General features: G+C 68.0%; 18 protein-coding genes. 12 read left to right on the top strand and 6 right to left on the bottom strand.

The features are described from left to right. Both AS93_RS0112045 and AS93_RS0112040 read right to left on the bottom strand, forming a co-directional pair. Window positions 1-659, bottom strand: a 659-nt coding sequence (locus AS93_RS0112045; protein WP_037009120.1) for a TPM domain-containing protein, incomplete at its 3' end; no start/stop codon positions are given. Continuing rightward, window positions 659-1,240, bottom strand: coding sequence for a LemA family protein (locus tag AS93_RS0112040; protein WP_037009118.1), 582 nt, complete (start codon window positions 1,238-1,240; stop codon window positions 659-661). The genes AS93_RS0112045 and AS93_RS0112040, both read right to left, overlap by 1 nt. A 125-nt stretch (window positions 1,241-1,365) precedes the next feature. On the opposite strand from AS93_RS0112040, the gene AS93_RS0112035 reads away from it, so the two are divergent. Genes AS93_RS0112035 through phnE form a run of 4 tightly spaced genes read left to right on the top strand, consistent with a single transcriptional unit; the run spans window position 1,366 to window position 4,599 of the window. Next, window positions 1,366-2,220: a putative selenate ABC transporter substrate-binding protein gene (locus AS93_RS0112035; RefSeq protein WP_027590846.1), complete on the top strand. Its 855-nt coding sequence runs from the start codon at window positions 1,366-1,368 to the stop codon at window positions 2,218-2,220. Further along, on the top strand, window positions 2,217-3,014 hold the full coding sequence (locus AS93_RS0112030; RefSeq protein WP_027590845.1) for a phosphonate ABC transporter ATP-binding protein: 798 nt from the start codon (window positions 2,217-2,219) through the stop codon (window positions 3,012-3,014). Before AS93_RS0112035 ends, AS93_RS0112030 begins: the two co-directional genes overlap by 4 nt. Then, window positions 3,011-3,838 carry an ABC transporter permease gene (locus AS93_RS0112025; RefSeq protein ID WP_027590844.1) on the top strand — a complete coding sequence of 276 codons (828 nt, stop codon included), beginning with the start codon at window positions 3,011-3,013 and terminating at the stop codon, window positions 3,836-3,838. Before AS93_RS0112030 ends, AS93_RS0112025 begins: the two co-directional genes overlap by 4 nt. Then, window positions 3,835-4,599, top strand: coding sequence for a phosphonate ABC transporter, permease protein PhnE (gene phnE / locus AS93_RS0112020; RefSeq protein ID WP_037009113.1), 765 nt, complete (start codon window positions 3,835-3,837; stop codon window positions 4,597-4,599). The genes AS93_RS0112025 and phnE overlap by 4 nt, the downstream gene beginning before the upstream one ends. A gap of 107 nt (window positions 4,600-4,706) precedes the next feature. On the opposite strand, the gene AS93_RS0112015 is transcribed toward phnE, so the two are convergent. Together AS93_RS0112015 and AS93_RS0112010 are read right to left on the bottom strand one after the other, a co-directional pair. Then, the gene (locus AS93_RS0112015) at window positions 4,707-5,081 is read right to left on the bottom strand and encodes a DUF5064 family protein (RefSeq protein ID WP_027590842.1); all 375 of its coding nucleotides are present in this window, start codon (window positions 5,079-5,081) and stop codon (window positions 4,707-4,709) included. A 150-nt stretch (window positions 5,082-5,231) separates the two neighbouring features. Then, entirely contained in the window at window positions 5,232-5,552 is a 321-nt protein-coding gene (locus tag AS93_RS0112010; protein ID WP_027590841.1) for a DUF2288 domain-containing protein, read from the bottom strand. Window positions 5,553-5,776: 224 nt separating this feature from the next. On the opposite strand from AS93_RS0112010, the gene AS93_RS0112005 reads away from it, so the two are divergent. From AS93_RS0112005 to AS93_RS0111985, 5 genes are all read left to right on the top strand, one after another. Further along, complete coding sequence (locus tag AS93_RS0112005; protein ID WP_027590840.1) at window positions 5,777-6,901, top strand: branched-chain amino acid ABC transporter substrate-binding protein; 1,125 nt, start codon at window positions 5,777-5,779, stop codon at window positions 6,899-6,901. A gap of 108 nt (window positions 6,902-7,009) precedes the next feature. Next, window positions 7,010-7,933 (top strand): high-affinity branched-chain amino acid ABC transporter permease LivH, encoded by a 924-nt coding sequence (gene livH, locus AS93_RS0112000; protein ID WP_027590839.1) that lies wholly within the window; start codon window positions 7,010-7,012, stop codon window positions 7,931-7,933. After that, a complete protein-coding gene (locus tag AS93_RS0111995) occupies window positions 7,930-9,183 on the top strand; it encodes a high-affinity branched-chain amino acid ABC transporter permease LivM (protein ID WP_027590838.1) in 1,254 nt (417 codons plus the stop codon). The genes livH and AS93_RS0111995 overlap by 4 nt, the downstream gene beginning before the upstream one ends. Beyond that, window positions 9,180-9,947, top strand: coding sequence for a high-affinity branched-chain amino acid ABC transporter ATP-binding protein LivG (gene livG / locus AS93_RS0111990; RefSeq protein ID WP_027590837.1), 768 nt, complete (start codon window positions 9,180-9,182; stop codon window positions 9,945-9,947). The genes AS93_RS0111995 and livG overlap by 4 nt, the downstream gene beginning before the upstream one ends. After that, the gene (locus tag AS93_RS0111985) at window positions 9,947-10,648 is read left to right on the top strand and encodes an ABC transporter ATP-binding protein (RefSeq protein ID WP_027590836.1); all 702 of its coding nucleotides are present in this window, start codon (window positions 9,947-9,949) and stop codon (window positions 10,646-10,648) included. The genes livG and AS93_RS0111985 overlap by 1 nt, the downstream gene beginning before the upstream one ends. Here AS93_RS0111985 and AS93_RS0111980 read toward each other — a convergent pair. Together AS93_RS0111980 and AS93_RS0111975 are read right to left on the bottom strand one after the other, a co-directional pair. Continuing rightward, window positions 10,633-12,222 carry a methyl-accepting chemotaxis protein gene (locus AS93_RS0111980; RefSeq protein ID WP_027590835.1) on the bottom strand — a complete coding sequence of 530 codons (1,590 nt, stop codon included), beginning with the start codon at window positions 12,220-12,222 and terminating at the stop codon, window positions 10,633-10,635. The two genes, AS93_RS0111985 and AS93_RS0111980, sit on opposite strands and share 16 nt — an antisense overlap. A 94-nt stretch (window positions 12,223-12,316) precedes the next feature. Next, a complete protein-coding gene (locus tag AS93_RS0111975) occupies window positions 12,317-12,814 on the bottom strand; it encodes an outer membrane beta-barrel protein (protein WP_027590834.1) in 498 nt (165 codons plus the stop codon). 201 nt (window positions 12,815-13,015) lie between these two features. On the opposite strand from AS93_RS0111975, the gene AS93_RS0111970 reads away from it, so the two are divergent. From AS93_RS0111970 to AS93_RS0111960, 3 genes are all read left to right on the top strand, one after another. After that, window positions 13,016-13,900: an NAD(P)-dependent oxidoreductase gene (locus AS93_RS0111970; protein ID WP_027590833.1), complete on the top strand. Its 885-nt coding sequence runs from the start codon at window positions 13,016-13,018 to the stop codon at window positions 13,898-13,900. Further along, window positions 13,897-14,676: a TIM barrel protein gene (locus AS93_RS0111965; protein WP_027590832.1), complete on the top strand. Its 780-nt coding sequence runs from the start codon at window positions 13,897-13,899 to the stop codon at window positions 14,674-14,676. Before AS93_RS0111970 ends, AS93_RS0111965 begins: the two co-directional genes overlap by 4 nt. A 196-nt stretch (window positions 14,677-14,872) precedes the next feature. Continuing rightward, window positions 14,873-16,243, top strand: a complete 1,371-nt coding sequence (locus AS93_RS0111960) for an MFS transporter (protein WP_027590831.1) — start codon at window positions 14,873-14,875, stop codon at window positions 16,241-16,243. Window positions 16,244-16,321 lie beyond the last annotated feature (78 nt).

The following is a 16,321-nucleotide window of genomic DNA, read 5'->3' as shown; positions in this document are numbered from 1 at the left end:
CCCCGGCCCATTAGCGCGCCCAATGCGGCGGCGGCCATGACCGAGCGCGCCTGCCGGCCGCGGCCGCCACGGCCTCCGCCGATGCCGATCACCGCCAGCATCACCAGGAACACAATCAGCAGCACCAGCAGCGGTGGCTGCTCCTGGGCGGGCTGGCCCAGCGCCGGTAGATAGCCCTCCATAGGCTCGCCACCGACCACCTGGATCATCCCTTCCACCCCGGCACGAATCCCGCCGGCGAAATCGCCCTGGCGAAACGCCGGGGCGATCAGATTGTGGATGATCAGCGCACTCTGCGCATCGGTCAGGCGATCCTCCAGGCCATAGCCGACCTCGATGCGGATGCGGCGTTCGGCCTGGGCCACGATCAGCAGCGCGCCATTGTCGCGACCCTTCTGGCCGATGCCCCACTCACGCCCCAGCGCGAGCCCGGTTTCCTCGATGCTGCGTCCGGCCAGGTCGGGCAACGTGACCACCACCAGCTGGTCGCCGGTGGCCTGCTCGTGGCCGGCCAGCAGACGGTTCAGCTCGGCCTCCTGGGCGGCGTCGAGCAGTTCGGCGCGGTCGACCACCCGGCCGGTGAGCGCGGGCACCGGCGGCTGGGCGAATGCCAGCACGGCCCAGAAAACCAGGCACAGACCGGACAGCGCGCGGAGCATCAGAAGCGCACGGCCGGCGCCTGCTCGGCGTCCGGTGCGGTGGCCTCGAAGGTCTCGCGCAGCGGCATGTCGCTGTACAGCAACGTGTGCCAGATGCGCCCCGGGAAGGTGCGGATCTCGGTGTTGTAGCGCTGCACGGCGGCGATAAAGTCGCGGCGCGCCACCGCGATGCGGTTTTCGGTGCCTTCCAGCTGTGACTGCAGGGCCAGGAAGTTCTGGTTGGACTTGAGGTCCGGATAGCGCTCTACCACCACCATCAGGCGGCTCAGGGCGCCGCTGAGCTGCTGCTGGGCCTGATCGAACTGGCGCAGCTGCTCGGGGTTGTCCAGCGTGGAGGCATCCACCTGGATGGAGGTGGCCCGGGCGCGGGCCTCGATGACCGCCGTGAGGGTTTCCTGTTCCTGGCGCGCGAAACCCTTCACGGTCTCCACCAGGTTGGGAATCAGGTCGGCGCGCCGCTGGTACTGGTTCTCCACCTGCGCCCAGGCGGATTTCACCTGCTCGTCATAGCTGGGAATGTTGTTGATGCCGCAGCCGCTCAACAGCAGTGCGACCAGGAGCAGTGGAAGGTGGCGCAGCATCGCGGCGATCTCCGTCGGCAGGGCATGAAAATGAGCGTAGCCGCATTGAGCCCTTACGCCGCCTGCGCGCGCCTCCTATAATCCGCGCCGCCCGACCCTTTTCCGCTATTGAACCGGAGAATCCCATGCTCAACCGTCCCCTGACGCTGGTCGCCAGTGTCGTCCTGTCCCTGTCCGCCGCATTTACCCACGCCGCCGAGGTGCTGCGCGTATCCGCCATCCCGGACGAAGCGCCCACCGAACTGCTGCGCAAGTTCAAGCCGCTGGGGGCCTACCTGGAGCAGCAACTGGGCATGCCGGTGAAGTTCGTGCCGGTCTCGGATTACGCCGCCGTGGTGGAATCCATGGCCAGCGACCGCATCGACCTGGCCTGGCTGGGCGGTTTCACCTTCGTGCAGTTGCACCTGAAGGATGCCGAGGCCCGCCCGCTGGTGCAGCGCGAGCAGGACCGGGTGTTCACCAGCAAGTTCGTCACCGCCGATCCCAAGGTGCAATCGCTGGCCGACCTCAAGGGCAAGACCTTCGCCTTCGGCTCGATTTCCTCCACCTCCGGCAGCCTGATGCCGCGCTACTTCATGCTGCAGGACGGCGTGGTGCCGGAAGAGCATTTCAGCCGCGTGGCCTATTCCGGCGCCCATGACGCCACCGCCGCCTGGGTGCAGGCCGGTCGTGCCGACGCCGGGGTGCTGAATGCCTCGGTATGGGACAAGCTGGTGGCCAGCGGCAAGGTGGATACCGGCAAGGTGCGCGTGTTCGCCACCACGCCCACCTACTACGACTACAACTGGACGGTGCGCGGCGGCCTGGATGCCGAGCTGGCGCAGCGCATTCAGGCGGCCTTCCTGGCCCTCGATCCGGCCAATCCGGAGCACAAGGCGATTCTCGACCTGCAGGCTGCCAGCCGCTTCGTCGAAACCCAGCCGGAAAACTACCAGAGCATCGAGCAGGCGGCCCGTTCGGCAGGGCTGCTGAAGGAGTGAGCGTTCGACTGGCCGGCGTGGGCTTTGTCCACGCCAACGGGGTGCAGACCCTTTCCGACATCGAGCTGAGCGTGGCGCCCGGCGAACGAGTGGCGGTGATCGGGCCTTCCGGGGCCGGCAAGACCACGCTGCTCAATCTGCTGGCCACCCGCTTGCGCCCCAGCCATGGCCGCCTGGAGCTGCTCGGCGAGCAGCCCTGGGCGCTGTCGTCCCGTGCCCGCCAGCGACTGCGCGCGCGCATTGGCCTGGTGCACCAGGCGCCGCCGTTGCCGCCGCGCCAGCGCGTGGTCACGGCGGTGGGCGCCGGGCGCATCGGGCGTTGGTCGACGCTGCGTGCGCTGGCGAACCTGGTCCATCCCCTTGACCGCGGCGGGGTACGCGATGCGCTGGCGCGTCTGGATCTCGCCGACAAGCTGTTTGCGCGCTGCGATCAGCTGTCGGGCGGGCAGCTGCAGCGGGTCGGCATCGCTCGCGTGCTGTATCAATCCCCGGAGCTGATGCTGGCCGACGAGCCGGTGTCGGCCATGGATCCGATCCTCGCTGGCCATACCCTGGCGCTGCTCAATCGCGAGGCGGCCCAGCGCGGCATCAGCCTGCTGGCCAGTGTGCACGCCGTGGAGCTGGCCCTCGAACACTTCCCGCGCATCGTCGGCGTGCGTGACGGACGCATTGTCTTCGACCGTCCCGCCGCCGAGGTGACGGCCGCCGAGCTGCAGGCCCTGTACGCCAACGCGCAACTGCAGCAGGCGCCCGAGTCTCACGCGCCGCTGCAACCGATCATTCCGCGCTGCTGATGAATAGCCTTCCCCGAGACCCGGCGGCTCTGCCGCGGCTGCTGTTGACCCTGCTGGCGCTGGCGCTGCTGTGGCCCGGCCTGTCGCTCAGCGAGCTGGACCTGACGGCGCTGTTCCGCGCTGACAACGCCACTGTGATGGGCGGCTTCCTGGCTGGCTTCTGGCCGCCGGCCCACGATGCGTCCTTCCTGCAGCTGCTCTGGCAGGCCACCCTGGAAACCCTGGCCATCGCCACGGCAGGCATGTGTCTGGCATTGCTGATCGCCACGCCCTGCGCGCTGCTGGCCACTCGGGCGCTGTCGCTGTCGGCGTTGCCGAGCGGTGGGCGTCCGGCCGGGTGGGCCGTCGCGTTGCGCTGGCCGGTGCGCGGCCTGCTGATCGTGCTGCGCAGCGTGCCGGAGATCGTCTGGGCCCTGCTGTTCGTGCGCGCCGTCGGCCTCGGCCCGACCGCCGGGGTGCTGGCCATCGCCATTACCTACAGCGGCATGCTCGGCAAGGTCTACGCGGAAATCTTCGAGTCGGTGGACCCGCGTCCTACCCGGGCCCTGCTCGGCGCGGGCAGCGGACGGCTGGCGGCCTTCGCCTACGGCATATTGCCGAATGCCGCCTCGGAAATGCTCTCCTACACCGTGTACCGCTGGGAGTGCGCCGTTCGCGCCTCGGTGGTGATGGGCTTCGTCGGCGCGGGCGGGCTGGGCCAGCAGATGGACCTGTCGCTGCGCATGTTCGCCGGCGGCGAAGTGGCCAGCATGCTGCTCACCTTCCTGCTGCTGGTGCTGCTGGCTGACCGGCTCAGTCGGCTGCTGCGGGAGCGCTACACATGACACGCCTGATCAATGGCCTGCTGGCCGCCTTGCTGCTCGCGGTGCTCTGGTCCTTCCAGTTCCTCGACCTGGACTTCGCCAACCTGGTCAGCGCTGACGGGCTGAGCCAGATGGCCGACTACGCCAGCGGTTTCCTGTCGCCGGATTTCTCCGCGCCACACCTGAACGCCATCGGTCGCGGCGCGCTGGAAACCCTGGCCATGTCGGCGCTGGGCACCCTGCTGGCCGCGCTGCTCGGTCTGGCGCTGGCGCTGCCGGCTTCCGGCCGCTATGGCGTCCTGGCGCTGCAGGCGTCGCGTTTGCTGCTCAACGCCCTGCGGGCCATTCCGGAACTGGTGTGGGCGGCGCTGATGGTGCTGGCCACCGGACTCGGACCGAATGCCGGCACGCTGGCGCTGGCGCTGCACACCGCCGGGGTGCTGGGCCGGCTGTTCGCCGAGGCGCTGGAGAACACGCCGGCCGAGCCGGCCGACGCGGTGCGTCTGGCCGGAGGAGGGCGGGTCGCTGCGTTCTGCTACGGCACGCTGCCGGGTGTCTGGCCGCAGCTGGTGGCCTACACGCTGTATCGCTGGGAAAACAATATCCGCATGGCCAGCGTGCTCGGCTTCGTCGGCGCTGGCGGGCTGGGGCAGATGCTCTACATCAGCCTGAGCCTGTTCCAGGAAGCCCAGGCCGCCACGGTGATCCTCGCCATGTTGCTGCTGGTGCTGGGTGTCGACGCGCTGAGCGGTTGGGTGCGCCAGCGCTGGGTGACTCAATAAGCGCGAGCGCGCTTGCGCCTGTGGGAGCGGACTTGTCCGCGAGCTTTTCCTTGGCTGATACCAGAAGCTCGCGAACGAATTCGCTCCCACAGTGCACCACGCGCCGCTCACACCGTCGGCGGCTTGTCCTGCGCCACATGCTCCAGATCCACCGGCTCGCCGGGCTGCAGAGCCAGGCGTTCGCGAATGTCCTCGAACATCCGGTCGTACTCCGCATGATTCGGCAGGATAGGACTGTGCTCCGCCACCGGCAGGCCGTGACGTTCGGCGATACGGGCCACCTGGCTGGCGAAGTTCGGCGCGGTGTCGCGGTGCAGGCTCAGCTCCTCGGCGAACGGCTTGCCGTCCAGCTCACCGGAAATGCGCAGGTGGAGCATCGGTCCTTCCCGGGCGTCGTGCCGCACCTCGTAGTGGAGGTCGAGATGCCAGGCGGGGGAGTCGCCCGGCAGGCTGGCGCGGTGCAGATGGCCGGGTTCGAACATGGGCGCCTCGGAAGCAGGGGAAGGGTTTCCTCAGCCTAGGCGCCATTCGTTTTTTTGTAGGAGCGGCTGTAGTCGCGAAGGCTGCGGGGTACGCAAGGGCGTCGCGGCTGAAGCCGCTCCTACAATTCCTGCGGATGCTGAAGCACCGTCTTAGTGCATCGCGGCGCTGCCGGCGCGCTCCTGCACCAGCACCCAGGGTGCCACTACCACCGCCCAGAGATACGGATCGCGGCGCTGCCAGTCTTCGGCGTGCTCGGCGCTGATGCGTTCCAGCTGGCCCGAGGTCAGCCACGTGGCGACTTTCGACTGGTCATCCCCGGCCACGGCTTCGGCCACGGCCACCAGATCCAGGCTGGCATCGACCCATAACAGGCTGCCCTTGGCGAAGAACGGCTGCAGTTCCTCCCAGCGGATCGTGGCGGTTTCGCCCAGCAGCTTGGCATAAAGAGTGCTTTGGGTTTGCGAGGACATGGCATTCACCGGATTGAGCGGGCGGCAATGATACCCGCACCGCTGTCGGTGGAAAAACCATGGGGTACGTCGCTCGGGCACGGAGGCTTTGTTTCAATTCGAGACCAGGCGCTCCGACCGGGGCCATGGCGGCTTCCCAAGGCGGGAAATGGCGCTCTACACTCATCGGGCACTGCCTGTGGTTTCAGTCATCCCGGACGACAACAATCAGAAGAGTGGACACTATGACCAAGTCGACACAGCACCTGCGCAAGCTCATTACCGCAATGGCCCTGGCCGGCTGCGCCAGTCAGGCCCTGGCCGCCGACAACATCAGGATCGCGCTGGCCGGACCGGTGACGGGTGCCGTCGCGCAGTACGGCGAAATGCAGTTCGTTGGCGCGCGCATGGCCATCGAGCAGATCAACAAGGCCGGTGGCGTCAAAGGCGCCCAGCTCGAAGGCGTGGTCTACGATGACGCCTGCGATCCCAAGCAGGCCGTGGCCGTGGCCAACAAGATCGTCAACGACGGCATCTCCTTCGTGGTCGGCCACCTGTGTTCCAGTTCCACCCAGCCCGCCTCGGATATTTACGAGGACGAGGGCATCCTCATGATCACCCCCGCCTCCACCAGCCCGGACGTCACCGCGCGCGGCTACCAGCTGATCTTCCGCACCATCGGCCTGGACAACCTGCAGGGTCCGACCGCCGGCAACTTCATCGCCGACAAGGTGAAGCCCAAGGCCGTGGCCGTGGTGCACGACAAGCAGCAATACGGCGAAGGCATCGCCACCGCCGTGCGTGACACCCTCAAGGCCAAGGGCATCAATGTGGTGGCCTTCGAGGGCATCAACGCCGGCGACAAGGACTTCTCCGCGCTGATCGCCAAGCTCAAGCGCGCCAATGTCGACTTCGTCTACTACGGCGGCTACCACCCCGAGCTCGGCCTGCTGCTGCGTCAGAGCAAGGAGCGCGGCCTGGCCGCCCGCTTCATGGGCCCCGAGGGCGTCGGCAACAAGGAAATCTCCGCCATCGCCGGCCCGGCCTCCGAAGGTCTGCTGGTGACCCTGCCGCGCTCCTTCGACCAGGACCCGAAGAACAAGGCGCTGGTCGAGGCCTTCAAGGCGAAGAAGGAAGACCCGAGCGGTCCGTTCGTATTCCCCGCCTATGCCGCCGTGCAGGTGATCGCCCAGGGTATCGAGAAGGCCGGCGGCACCGACACCGAGAAGGTGGCCGCCGCCCTGCGCGCCAACACCTTCGACACGCCCACCGGCACCCTGGCCTTCGACGAGAAGGGCGACCTGAAGGATTTCAGCTTCGTGGTCTACGAATGGCACCAGGACGGCACCAAGAGCGAAGCCACCAAGTAAGTCCGTCATGACCGGGAGCCCACCGCCTGCGCGGCGGGCTCCTTTCGCATGTGCCTTACGGACCCGTCGGCCGCCTTGTGGCGGCCGGACGGCACGAGGTAATCCGCAATGCCCGAGCTCTATCACTACCTTCAGCAACTGGTGAACGGCCTGACCATCGGCAGCACCTACGCGCTGATCGCCATCGGCTACACGATGGTGTACGGCATCATCGGCATGATCAACTTCGCCCACGGCGAGGTGTACATGATCGGCTCGTACATCGCCTTCATCGCCATTACCCTGCTGGCCATGGCCGGCGTCGACAGCCTGCTGCCGATCATGTTCGTCGCCTTCGCGGCCAGCATGATCGTCACCAGCGCCTACGGCTACAGCATCGAACGGGTCGCCTACCGGCCGCTGCGCGGCGGCAACCGGCTGATCCCGCTGATCTCCGCGATCGGCATGTCGATCTTCCTGCAGAACATGGTGATGCTGTCCCAGGACTCCAAGGACAAGGCCATCCCCAGCCTGCTGCCCGGCAACTTCGTGCTGGGGGAAAGCGCCATGAGCGGGGTGACCATTTCCTACATGCAGGTGCTGATCTTCGTGGTCACCTTCCTGGCCATGCTGGGCCTGAGCCTGTTCATCTCCCGCTCGCGCCTGGGACGTGCCTGCCGCGCCTGCGCCGAAGACCTGAAGATGGCCAACCTGCTGGGCATCAACACCAACCAGATCATCGCGCTGACCTTCGTCATCGGCGCTGCACTGGCCGCCGTGGCCGGCGTGCTGCTCGGCATGCAGTACGGGGTGATCAATCCGCACCTGGGCTTCCTGGCCGGCATCAAGGCGTTCACCGCCGCGGTGCTTGGCGGTATCGGCAGCATTCCCGGCGCGGTGCTTGGCGGCCTGCTGCTCGGCGTGGCCGAGGCGTTCGGCGCCGACCTGTTCGGTGACCAGTACAAGGACGTGGTGGCCTTCAGCCTGCTGGTGCTGGTGCTGCTGTTCCGTCCCACCGGGATCCTCGGCCGTCCGGAGGTGGAAAAGGTATGAGCCGCAACCTCAAGACCGCGCTGTTCAGCACCCTGCTGCTGTTGCTGATCTCCTACCCGATCCTCGGCCTGAAACTGAGCGTGATCGGCATCGGCCTGCAGGTGGAAGGCGCCGATGCGCGCACCCTGTGGACCATCGGCCTGGCCGCCGTGGCGATGTTCACCTGGCAGCTGCTGCGTGACCGTCTGCCGGGCGCGGGTCGCCTGGCGGCCATGACGCCGTCGGTGCCGGGCCAGGTGAAGAACTGGCTGACCCTGCCGTCCACCCAGCGCTGGATCATTCTCGCCCTGGTGATGCTGGCGCTGGTCTGGCCGTTCTTCGGCTCGCGGGCGGCGGTGGACATCGCCACGCTGATCCTCATCTACGTGATGCTCGGCATCGGCCTGAACATCGTGGTCGGCCTGGCCGGCCTGCTCGACCTCGGCTACGTCGGCTTCTACGCGGTGGGTGCCTACACCTATGCGCTGCTCGCCGAGTACGCCGGCTTCGGCTTCTGGCTGGCGCTGCCGATCGCCGGCCTGATGGCCGCCACCTTCGGTTGCCTGCTGGGCTTCCCGGTGCTGCGCCTGCGCGGCGACTACCTGGCCATCGTCACCCTGGGTTTCGGCGAGATCATCCGCATCCTGCTGCGCAACCTCACCAGCATCACCGGCGGGCCGAACGGCATCAGCCAGATTCCCAAGCCGACGCTGTTCGGGCTGAGCTTCGACCGCCGCGCACCGGAGGGACTGGAGACCTTCCACGGCTTCTTCGGCATTCCCTACGACTCCACCTACAAGGTGATCTTCCTCTACCTGATCGCCCTGCTGCTGGTGCTGCTGGCGCTGTTCGTCATCAACCGGCTGATGCGCATGCCCATCGGTAGGGCCTGGGAAGCGCTGCGCGAGGACGAGATCGCCTGTCGCTCGCTGGGCCTGAACCCGACCATCGTCAAGCTCTCGGCGTTCACCCTGGGCGCCACCTTCGCCGGCTTTGCCGGCAGCTTCTTCGCCGCGCGCCAGGGGCTGGTGACGCCGGAATCCTTCACCTTCATCGAGTCGGCGATGATCCTCGCCATCGTGGTGCTCGGCGGCATGGGTTCGCAGCTGGGCATCATCCTCGCCGCGGTGGTCATGGTGCTGCTGCAGGAAATGCGCGAGTTCAACGAGTACCGCATGCTGATCTTCGGCCTGACCATGATCATCATGATGATCTGGCGTCCGCAGGGCCTGTTGCCCATGCAGCGCCCGCACCTGGAGTTGAAGTCATGAGCCGCCCGCTGCTGGAAGTCCGGGGCCTGTGCATGCGCTTCGGTGGCCTGCTGGCCGTCAATGGCGTGAACCTCAGCGTGCGGGAAGGGCAGATCGTGTCGATGATCGGCCCCAACGGCGCCGGCAAGACCACCGTGTTCAACTGCCTGAACGGCTTCTACCGCCCCACCTCGGGAGAGATCCTCCTCGATGGCGAGCCGATCCAGGGCCTGCCGGGGCATCGCATCGCCTGCAAGGGCGTGGTGCGCACCTTCCAGAACGTGCGCCTGTTCAAGGAGATGACCGCGGTGGAGAACCTGCTGGTCGCCCAGCACCAGCACATCAACACCAACTTCTTCGCCGGCCTGTTCAAGACCCCCGGTTACCGACAGAGCGAGCGAGCGGCCATGGGCCGCGCCGCCGAGTGGCTGGAGCGCATGAGCCTCACCGAGGTGGCCAACCGCCCGGCGGGCACGCTGGCCTATGGGCAGCAGCGCCGCCTGGAAATCGCACGCTGCATGATGACCCGGCCGCGCCTGCTGATGCTCGACGAGCCGGCCGCCGGCCTAAACCCCCGCGAGACCGAGGACCTCAAGACGCTGATCGGCCAGTTGCGCGACGAGCACGGGGTGACCGTGCTGCTGATCGAGCACGACATGAAGCTGGTGATGAGCATTTCCGAACGCATCCTGGTGATCAACCAGGGCGCGCCGCTGGCCGAGGGCACGCCGGCGGAGATTCGCGCCAATCCGGATGTGATCAAGGCCTACCTGGGGGAAACCTGATGCTGCAGTTCGACAACGTTTCCACCTTCTACGGCAAGATCCAGGCCCTGCACGGTGTCAGCCTCAGCGTCGAGCGCGGCGAGATCGTCACCCTGATCGGCGCCAACGGCGCCGGCAAGTCGACCCTGCTGATGACCCTGTGCGGCTCGCCGCGCGCCGCCAGCGGCAGCATCCGCTACGAGGGCGAGGAGCTGGTCGGCCTGGACACCTGCGACATCATGCGCAAGAGCATTGCCGTGGTGCCCGAGGGCCGGCGCATCTTCGCCCGCCTGACGGTGGAGGAGAACCTGGCCATGGGCGCCTTCTTCACCCGCAAGGACCAGTACCAGCAGGAACTGGAGCGGGTGCTGGCGCTGTTCCCGCGCCTCAGGGAGCGCTTCGCCCAGCGCGGCGGCACCATGTCCGGCGGCGAGCAGCAGATGCTGGCTATTGCGCGCGCGCTGATGAGCCGGCCGAAGCTGCTGTTGCTCGACGAGCCCTCGCTGGGCCTGGCACCGATCGTCATCCAGCAGATCTTCGAGATCATCGAGCAACTGCGCCGTGACGGGGTGACCGTCTTCCTGGTCGAGCAGAACGCCAACCAGGCGCTCAAGCTGGCCGACCGCGGCTACGTGCTGGAAAACGGCCGGATCGTCATGCAGGGCAGTGGCGACGAGCTGCTGCGCGATCCGCGCGTGCGCGAGGCCTACCTGGGCGGCTGAGCGGTGGCCTGCTGCGGCCGGTAGCCCAGGCGCAGGCCGCCCCAGTGGCGGCCAAGCACGTGGACCGGGACCGACAGGTCGTGCATCAGCTCGCCGGTGTCGCGGCTGTACGTCTGCAGCAGCAGGTTGCGCTCATGGCTGCCGCAGCGGAGGCCGGTGCGGTCGTTGAAGATGCGCTTGCTGCGGCTGCGCAGCTGGTCCACCTCGGGATCGCCGGTCGGCGGCTGGTTGAAGGCCTGGTTGTGGGTGGGCACATAGCCGTCCGGCGTGGTGGCGATGGCGTACACCAGCGCCGGGTCGCGGGCCAGCAGCGGCTCCTGGATGGCCGGCAGCACCTGGTCGGCATAGCGATCGAAACGGGTGTGATAGCGGACTGGGTCGGTGCCGGCTACGGCCTGGTAGTCACGGTCGAACAGGTCATCCATGCTGAGTCGCCCGCTGGCCAGATCCGCCTCGAAACGCGCCGCCAGTGCGGCGGCGCCCTCGCGGGCCAGGTCGTAGAAACGCTGGTGATAGGCATCCAGCTGCACGTTGGCCAGCTGCTCGCTGACCGTTTCAGCCTGCGTTACCAGTTGCCCGGCGGCCTGTTCCAGCTGCCGCGTCTGGCCTTCGCTGTCCAGCACATCGGTGCGCAGTCGGTCGAGCGCGGTGAACTGAGCGGTCAGGCGTTGCTGGCTGTCCTCGGTGCCGGCGGCGATCTGGCTGACCTGGCTGGCCACATCGCCGGCCAGCTCGGCAATGTTGCCCAACTGGCGGCCGGTGACTTCGATCAGCGCGCCGGTCTCGTCCAGCTCGCCGGCCTGGCGCTGGATGTGGGTGACCACCGCTTCGCTCTGCTGGTGGATCTCGGCGATGCGCGCGCGAACCTCCTCGGTGGCCCTGGCGGTGTGCGAGGCCAGGTTGCGCACCTCGTCGGCCACCACCGCGAAGCCGCGCCCGGCGTCACCGGCCCGCGCCGCCTCGATGGCCGCGTTGAGGGCCAGCAGGTTGGTCTGGCTGGCGATGCTCTCGATCACATCGGCGATGCGGCGGATCTCCTCGGAACGGGTCGCCAGCTCGCCCACCAGTTCGCGACTGGCCTGGCTCTGCGCGCTCAACCGGCGCATGCGGGCAATGGTCTGCTCCAGCTCCGCCTGGCCGCTGACGCTGCCCTGGCGCATCGCCTCGGCGGCTTCCAGCGCCCGTTGCGCCTGTGCGGCGCTCTGCTGCCCGGTGCTGACCATCGCCTCGGCGCCCAGGGCGATCTCGCCCAGCGCGTCGCGCTGCGAGTGCAGGCGCTGCGCCAACTGTTCGACATTGAAGGCCACCTGGGCGGCGGCCAGCGCGTTCTGGGTGGTATGCCGGGAGAGTTCCTGGCTGAGGTTGCGGAACGCCTGGGCTTCCTGCTGGGTGCTGGCCGGCGCGTCCGCGCGCAAGCGGCGCAGCCTGAGCCAGGGCCACAAGCCGAGTAATAGCAGTGCCGCCAGGTCGAGCCCGGCGGGCAGCGCAAGCCCGCGCAGAATCAGCCAGGCGCCGAGCAGGGTAGCGCCATGCAGCAGAAAGAGCGGGGCGAGCGGGCGAAGGGTGGGGCGCATGGCGGCTCATTCTTGTTATCCGGGCCCCCCGTTAAACCACGAAGCGGGCGGATTCCACCATGCGCCAATGGTCGTGACCGGTCGGTCGCGGCTTTTACAGCCGGTGGCTGATACCCAGGCTGAGTGCCTCGACTTCGGGAAGCATCAGGAACTCGGCATTCAGCGTCAGCTCCCGGGTGGGGTGGTACTGCGCGCCGATGCCCAGCGCGATGCCGGATTCGGTGCCGCTGGCATTGCCCCACCAGCCATCCACCGAATAGGCCACGCGGGCCAGGCCGGCGACGCCGTACACCGCCAGGTTGCTATCGACCGGCAGGATGCCCTTGGCCAGCAGGGCAAAGTAGTTGTCGATTTCCAGGTTGTCATCCTCGCCCAACCCCAGGCCCAGGCGGGCTTCGGCAGCCAGGTTCGGGTGCAGGACCGCGCCGGCGTGGGCGCCGAGGCCCAGCACGGTCGGGTCGTCGAACAGCGATCCGTTGACGCCGACATACAGGTTGTCCCGGGCGGAGGCGAGCATGTCATCTATCGGGGCGGCCTGGGCGAGGGTGCTCAGGCCGAAAACCAGGGCGGCCAGCGTGCATTGCAGTTTCATATCTTTCCTTGCGGAGTGGATGCGGGGGGAGGGCTGCGGGCAGCCTGCGCTGATGCAGGCCAGGCATGGCCCGGCGCCACATCAGGCTGGGCCGGAATCTTATGGACAACCCCCGCGGAGTCAATGCCATCGTCAGCGACCTGGGTCGAGCAGAACGGATAATGGGATACCCTTGGCGCAATCCCTTCACTGGAGTCCGGAATGTCTGCCCTGCCTTCCCTCGCCTTCGCCGGCATCGGCCTGATGGGCCTGCCGATGTGCCGCCGCCTGCTGGCGGCCGGTTTTCCGCTCACGGTCTGGAACCGTTCCGCCGACAAGTGCGCGCCGCTGGTGGCGAACGGTGCGCGCATCGCAGCCCATCCCGCCGATCTGTGCGAGGCGGACATTGTCATGCTCTGCCTGGCGGACACTGCCGCCGTGCGCGACGTGGTGTTCGGCGCCGGTGGCATCGTCGAGCGTGCGCGGCCCGGCCAGTTGCTGGTGGATTTCTCCAGCGCGGAACCGGCTGCCACCCGCGAGATGGCCGCTGAACTGGAGGCGCGCACCGGCATGCGCTGGGTGGATGCGCCGGTTTCCGGCGGCACGCCGGGCGCGGCGGCCGGCACCCTGGCGATCATGGCCGGCGGTCAGGAGGCCGATATCGAGCTCGTTCGCCCGGTGCTGGCGCATCTGGGCCAGCGGCTGACGCGCATGGGCGAGGTCGGCGCCGGGCAGGTGACCAAGGTGTGCAACCAGATGATCGTCGCCTGCAATGCGCTGGTGATCGCCGAAGTGGTTGCGCTGGCGGAAAAGGCCGGGGTGGATGCCGCGCTGATCGCACCGGCGCTGGCCGGCGGCTTTGCCGATTCCAAACCGCTGCAGATTCTTGCCCCGCAGATGGCCGAAAGCTGTTTCGAGCCAATCAAGTGGCACGTGCGCACGCTGCTCAAGGACCTGGACACCGCTGTGCGCCTGTCCCGCGAGCAGGGCAGCGCCACGCCGATGAGCGGCCTGGCCGCCCAGCTGATGCGCCTCCATGCCGGCCAGGGCCACGCGGAGCACGACCCGGCCACGCTGGTGCTGCAATACCGGGAGGCCCGGCCGTGAGAATCGCCGCCAATCTGTCGCTGCTGTTCACCGAGCGCCCGCTGATCGAGCGGCCGCGCGCCGCCTGCGCCGCGGGTTTCGAGGGCGTGGAGATCCAGTTTCCCTACGAGCTGCCAGCCGTGCGCCTGAAGGAGGAGCTGGAGCGCCTGGCGCTGCCGCTGGTGCTGATCAACCTGCCGGCCGGCGACCTGATGCAGGGCGGCGACGGGCTGGCCTGCGTGCCGGCGCGCCAGGCCGACTTCGACCGGGCGCTGCAGGAGGCGCTGAGTTATGCGGCCATGACCCGCCCACAGGCGGTCAACGTGCTGGCCGGGCGTCTGCCGGCCGGCGTCGCCCGCGAAGACGCCCTGGCCACCCTGGCCGCCAACCTGCGCACCACCGCCGACGCGTTCCAGCTGCTGGGCATCCGGGTGTACTGCGAAGCCATCAACCCGCTGGATATGCCGGGCTTTCTGGTCAATACCCCCGAGGATCTGCTCGGCCTGCTGGACGCCGTGGCGCACCCCAATCTGTTCGCCCAGCTCGACCTCTACCACATGGCCCGCCAGGGTCTGGACCTGCCGACGGCCATCCGGGCGCTGGCCGGGCGCATCGGTCATGTGCAGTTCGCCGACTGTCCGGGGCGCGGCGCGCCGGGCAGCGGGGCGCTGGACTTCACCGCCGCGCTGCAGGCTCTGCGCGAGGCCGGCTACGACGACTGGCTGGCCGCCGAGTACCGTCCGGACGCGGCGGGCACCGAAGCCGGGCTGGGGTGGCTTTCCCGCTGGCGGCCCTGACCGCCTGCCCGAACACAAAAGCGCGCGGACACGTCCGCTCCCACGAAAAGCACCGCCGCATGGCGGTCAGTGCTTTTCCAGCCGCCGTGCCCACCGCTTCGGCGGCCAGGCACGACGTTGTCCGCCCTACGACCGGCATTTGTGCGCCTTCGCTTCTACAGTCAACGGTCGAAGCCTCTGCCGGAGTCCGCCGACCATGCCGCCCACCGCCGTCCAAGCTCCCAACGCCTGGCGTGTGCTGTTCCTGCTGTTCCTCGCCAATCTGTTCAACTTCTTCGACCGCACCATCCCGGCCATCGTCACCGAGCCGGTGCGCCGCGAGTGGAACCTCAGCGACCTGCAGATCGGCCTCTTCGGTACTGCCTTCACGCTGATCTATGCACTGGCCGGCATTCCCCTTGGACGGCTCGCTGATTCCGCCTCGCGGGCACGCATCATGGGCTGGGGACTGACCCTGTGGAGCGGCCTGACCGCCCTCAATGGCCTGGCCTGGAATTTCTGGAGCTTCCTGTTGATGCGCATGGGCGTGGGCATCGGCGAGGCCAGCTACGCGCCGGCGGCCAACTCGCTGATCGGCGACCTGTTTCCCGCCGATCGCCGGGCACGGGCCATGGGCCTGTTCATGCTCGGTCTGCCGCTGGGGCTGACCCTGGCGTTCTTCACCGTCGGCGCCATGGTGGAGGCCTTCGGCAGTTGGCGGGCGCCGTTCTTCCTGGCCGCCGTGCCGGGCCTGCTGCTGGCGTTGTTCATCTTCTTCATCCGCGAACCGGCGCGTGGCGCGGCGGAGGGGCGGGTGATGGCGGCGCAGCCGGTGGACCGGCCGCTGCGCCGATTGCTGGCCATTCCCACCTTCGGCTGGCTGGTCCTGGCCGGGTTGGCATTCAACTTCGCGGTGTATGCCTGCAACCTGTTCATGGTGCCGCTGCTGATGCGCTATTTCGCCCTGACGCTGAACCAGGCGGCGCTGTCCACCGGGCTGATTGTCGGGGTATCCGGCCTGATCGGCCTCACCGCCGGCGGCTGGCTGGCCGACCGCACCCACCAGCAATGGCCGCGCGGCCGGCTGCTGTTCGGCGCGCTAAGTCTGTTGCTGGCCACGCTGTTCACCGGCGTGCCGCTGCTGGCCGGGCGCATCGAGGCGGCATGGTTCGTCGGGCTGTTCAGTGTCGGCTGGCTGTGTTCCTACTGCTTCTACACCACGGCCTATCCGGCCATTCAGGACGTGGTCGAGCCACGGCTGCGCGCCACCGCCATGGCGCTGTTCTTCGCCGGGCTGTATCTGCTGGGCGGCGGTCTGGGGCCGGTGGTGGTGGGGCTGTTGTCCGATCACTTCGCCGAAACGGCCCGGCTGGCGGCGGGCACCGCCGACATGCAGGAGGTGTTCAAGGCCGCCGGGCTGCACGACGCGCTGTATGTGATTCCGGTGGCGCTGCTGCTCACCACGCTGTTTCTGCTCCAGGCGTCGCGCTGCTTCGTGGCGGATGCGCGGCGCATGCAGGACGGGCTGAGTGAGTCGAACGGCGAAGAGGATGGGTTTATCCCCGCCGAAGGATCGAGCCGGCCGTAGGGTGGTTGCGGTGGGCAAAAAAAATAGGCTGGCCTACGCGGCTTGGTAGGTCAGCCGCGATGCTTTTAGTGCAGATCA

Origin of the sequence: Pseudomonas sp. RL (genome assembly GCF_000647775.1) — a bacterium.
Lineage (GTDB): Bacteria > Pseudomonadota > Gammaproteobacteria > Pseudomonadales > Pseudomonadaceae > Serpens > Serpens flexibilis.
The sequence above is the reverse complement of the archived record's forward strand: the minus strand, read 5'-3'. Positions and strand labels throughout refer to the sequence as shown.

Bases quoted from the DNA above. Each gene is read 5' to 3' on its own strand.
- AS93_RS0112040 (WP_037009118.1), bottom strand. From the start codon at position 1,240: ATGCTGCGCCACCTTCCACTGCTCCTGGTCGCACTGCTGTTGAGCGGC.
- AS93_RS0112035 (WP_027590846.1), top strand. From the start codon at position 1,366: ATGCTCAACCGTCCCCTGACGCTGGTCGCCAGTGTCGTCCTGTCCCTG.
- phnE (WP_037009113.1), top strand. From the start codon at position 3,835: ATGACACGCCTGATCAATGGCCTGCTGGCCGCCTTGCTGCTCGCGGTG.
- AS93_RS0112015 (WP_027590842.1), bottom strand. From the start codon at position 5,081: ATGTTCGAACCCGGCCATCTGCACCGCGCCAGCCTGCCGGGCGACTCC.
- AS93_RS0112010 (WP_027590841.1), bottom strand. From the start codon at position 5,552: ATGTCCTCGCAAACCCAAAGCACTCTTTATGCCAAGCTGCTGGGCGAA.
- AS93_RS0112005 (WP_027590840.1), top strand. From the start codon at position 5,777: ATGACCAAGTCGACACAGCACCTGCGCAAGCTCATTACCGCAATGGCC.
- livH (WP_027590839.1), top strand. From the start codon at position 7,010: ATGCCCGAGCTCTATCACTACCTTCAGCAACTGGTGAACGGCCTGACC.
- AS93_RS0111995 (WP_027590838.1), top strand. From the start codon at position 7,930: ATGAGCCGCAACCTCAAGACCGCGCTGTTCAGCACCCTGCTGCTGTTG.
- livG (WP_027590837.1), top strand. From the start codon at position 9,180: ATGAGCCGCCCGCTGCTGGAAGTCCGGGGCCTGTGCATGCGCTTCGGT.
- AS93_RS0111985 (WP_027590836.1), top strand. From the start codon at position 9,947: ATGCTGCAGTTCGACAACGTTTCCACCTTCTACGGCAAGATCCAGGCC.
- AS93_RS0111980 (WP_027590835.1), bottom strand. From the start codon at position 12,222: ATGCGCCCCACCCTTCGCCCGCTCGCCCCGCTCTTTCTGCTGCATGGC.
- AS93_RS0111975 (WP_027590834.1), bottom strand. From the start codon at position 12,814: ATGAAACTGCAATGCACGCTGGCCGCCCTGGTTTTCGGCCTGAGCACC.
- AS93_RS0111970 (WP_027590833.1), top strand. From the start codon at position 13,016: ATGTCTGCCCTGCCTTCCCTCGCCTTCGCCGGCATCGGCCTGATGGGC.
- AS93_RS0111960 (WP_027590831.1), top strand. From the start codon at position 14,873: ATGCCGCCCACCGCCGTCCAAGCTCCCAACGCCTGGCGTGTGCTGTTC.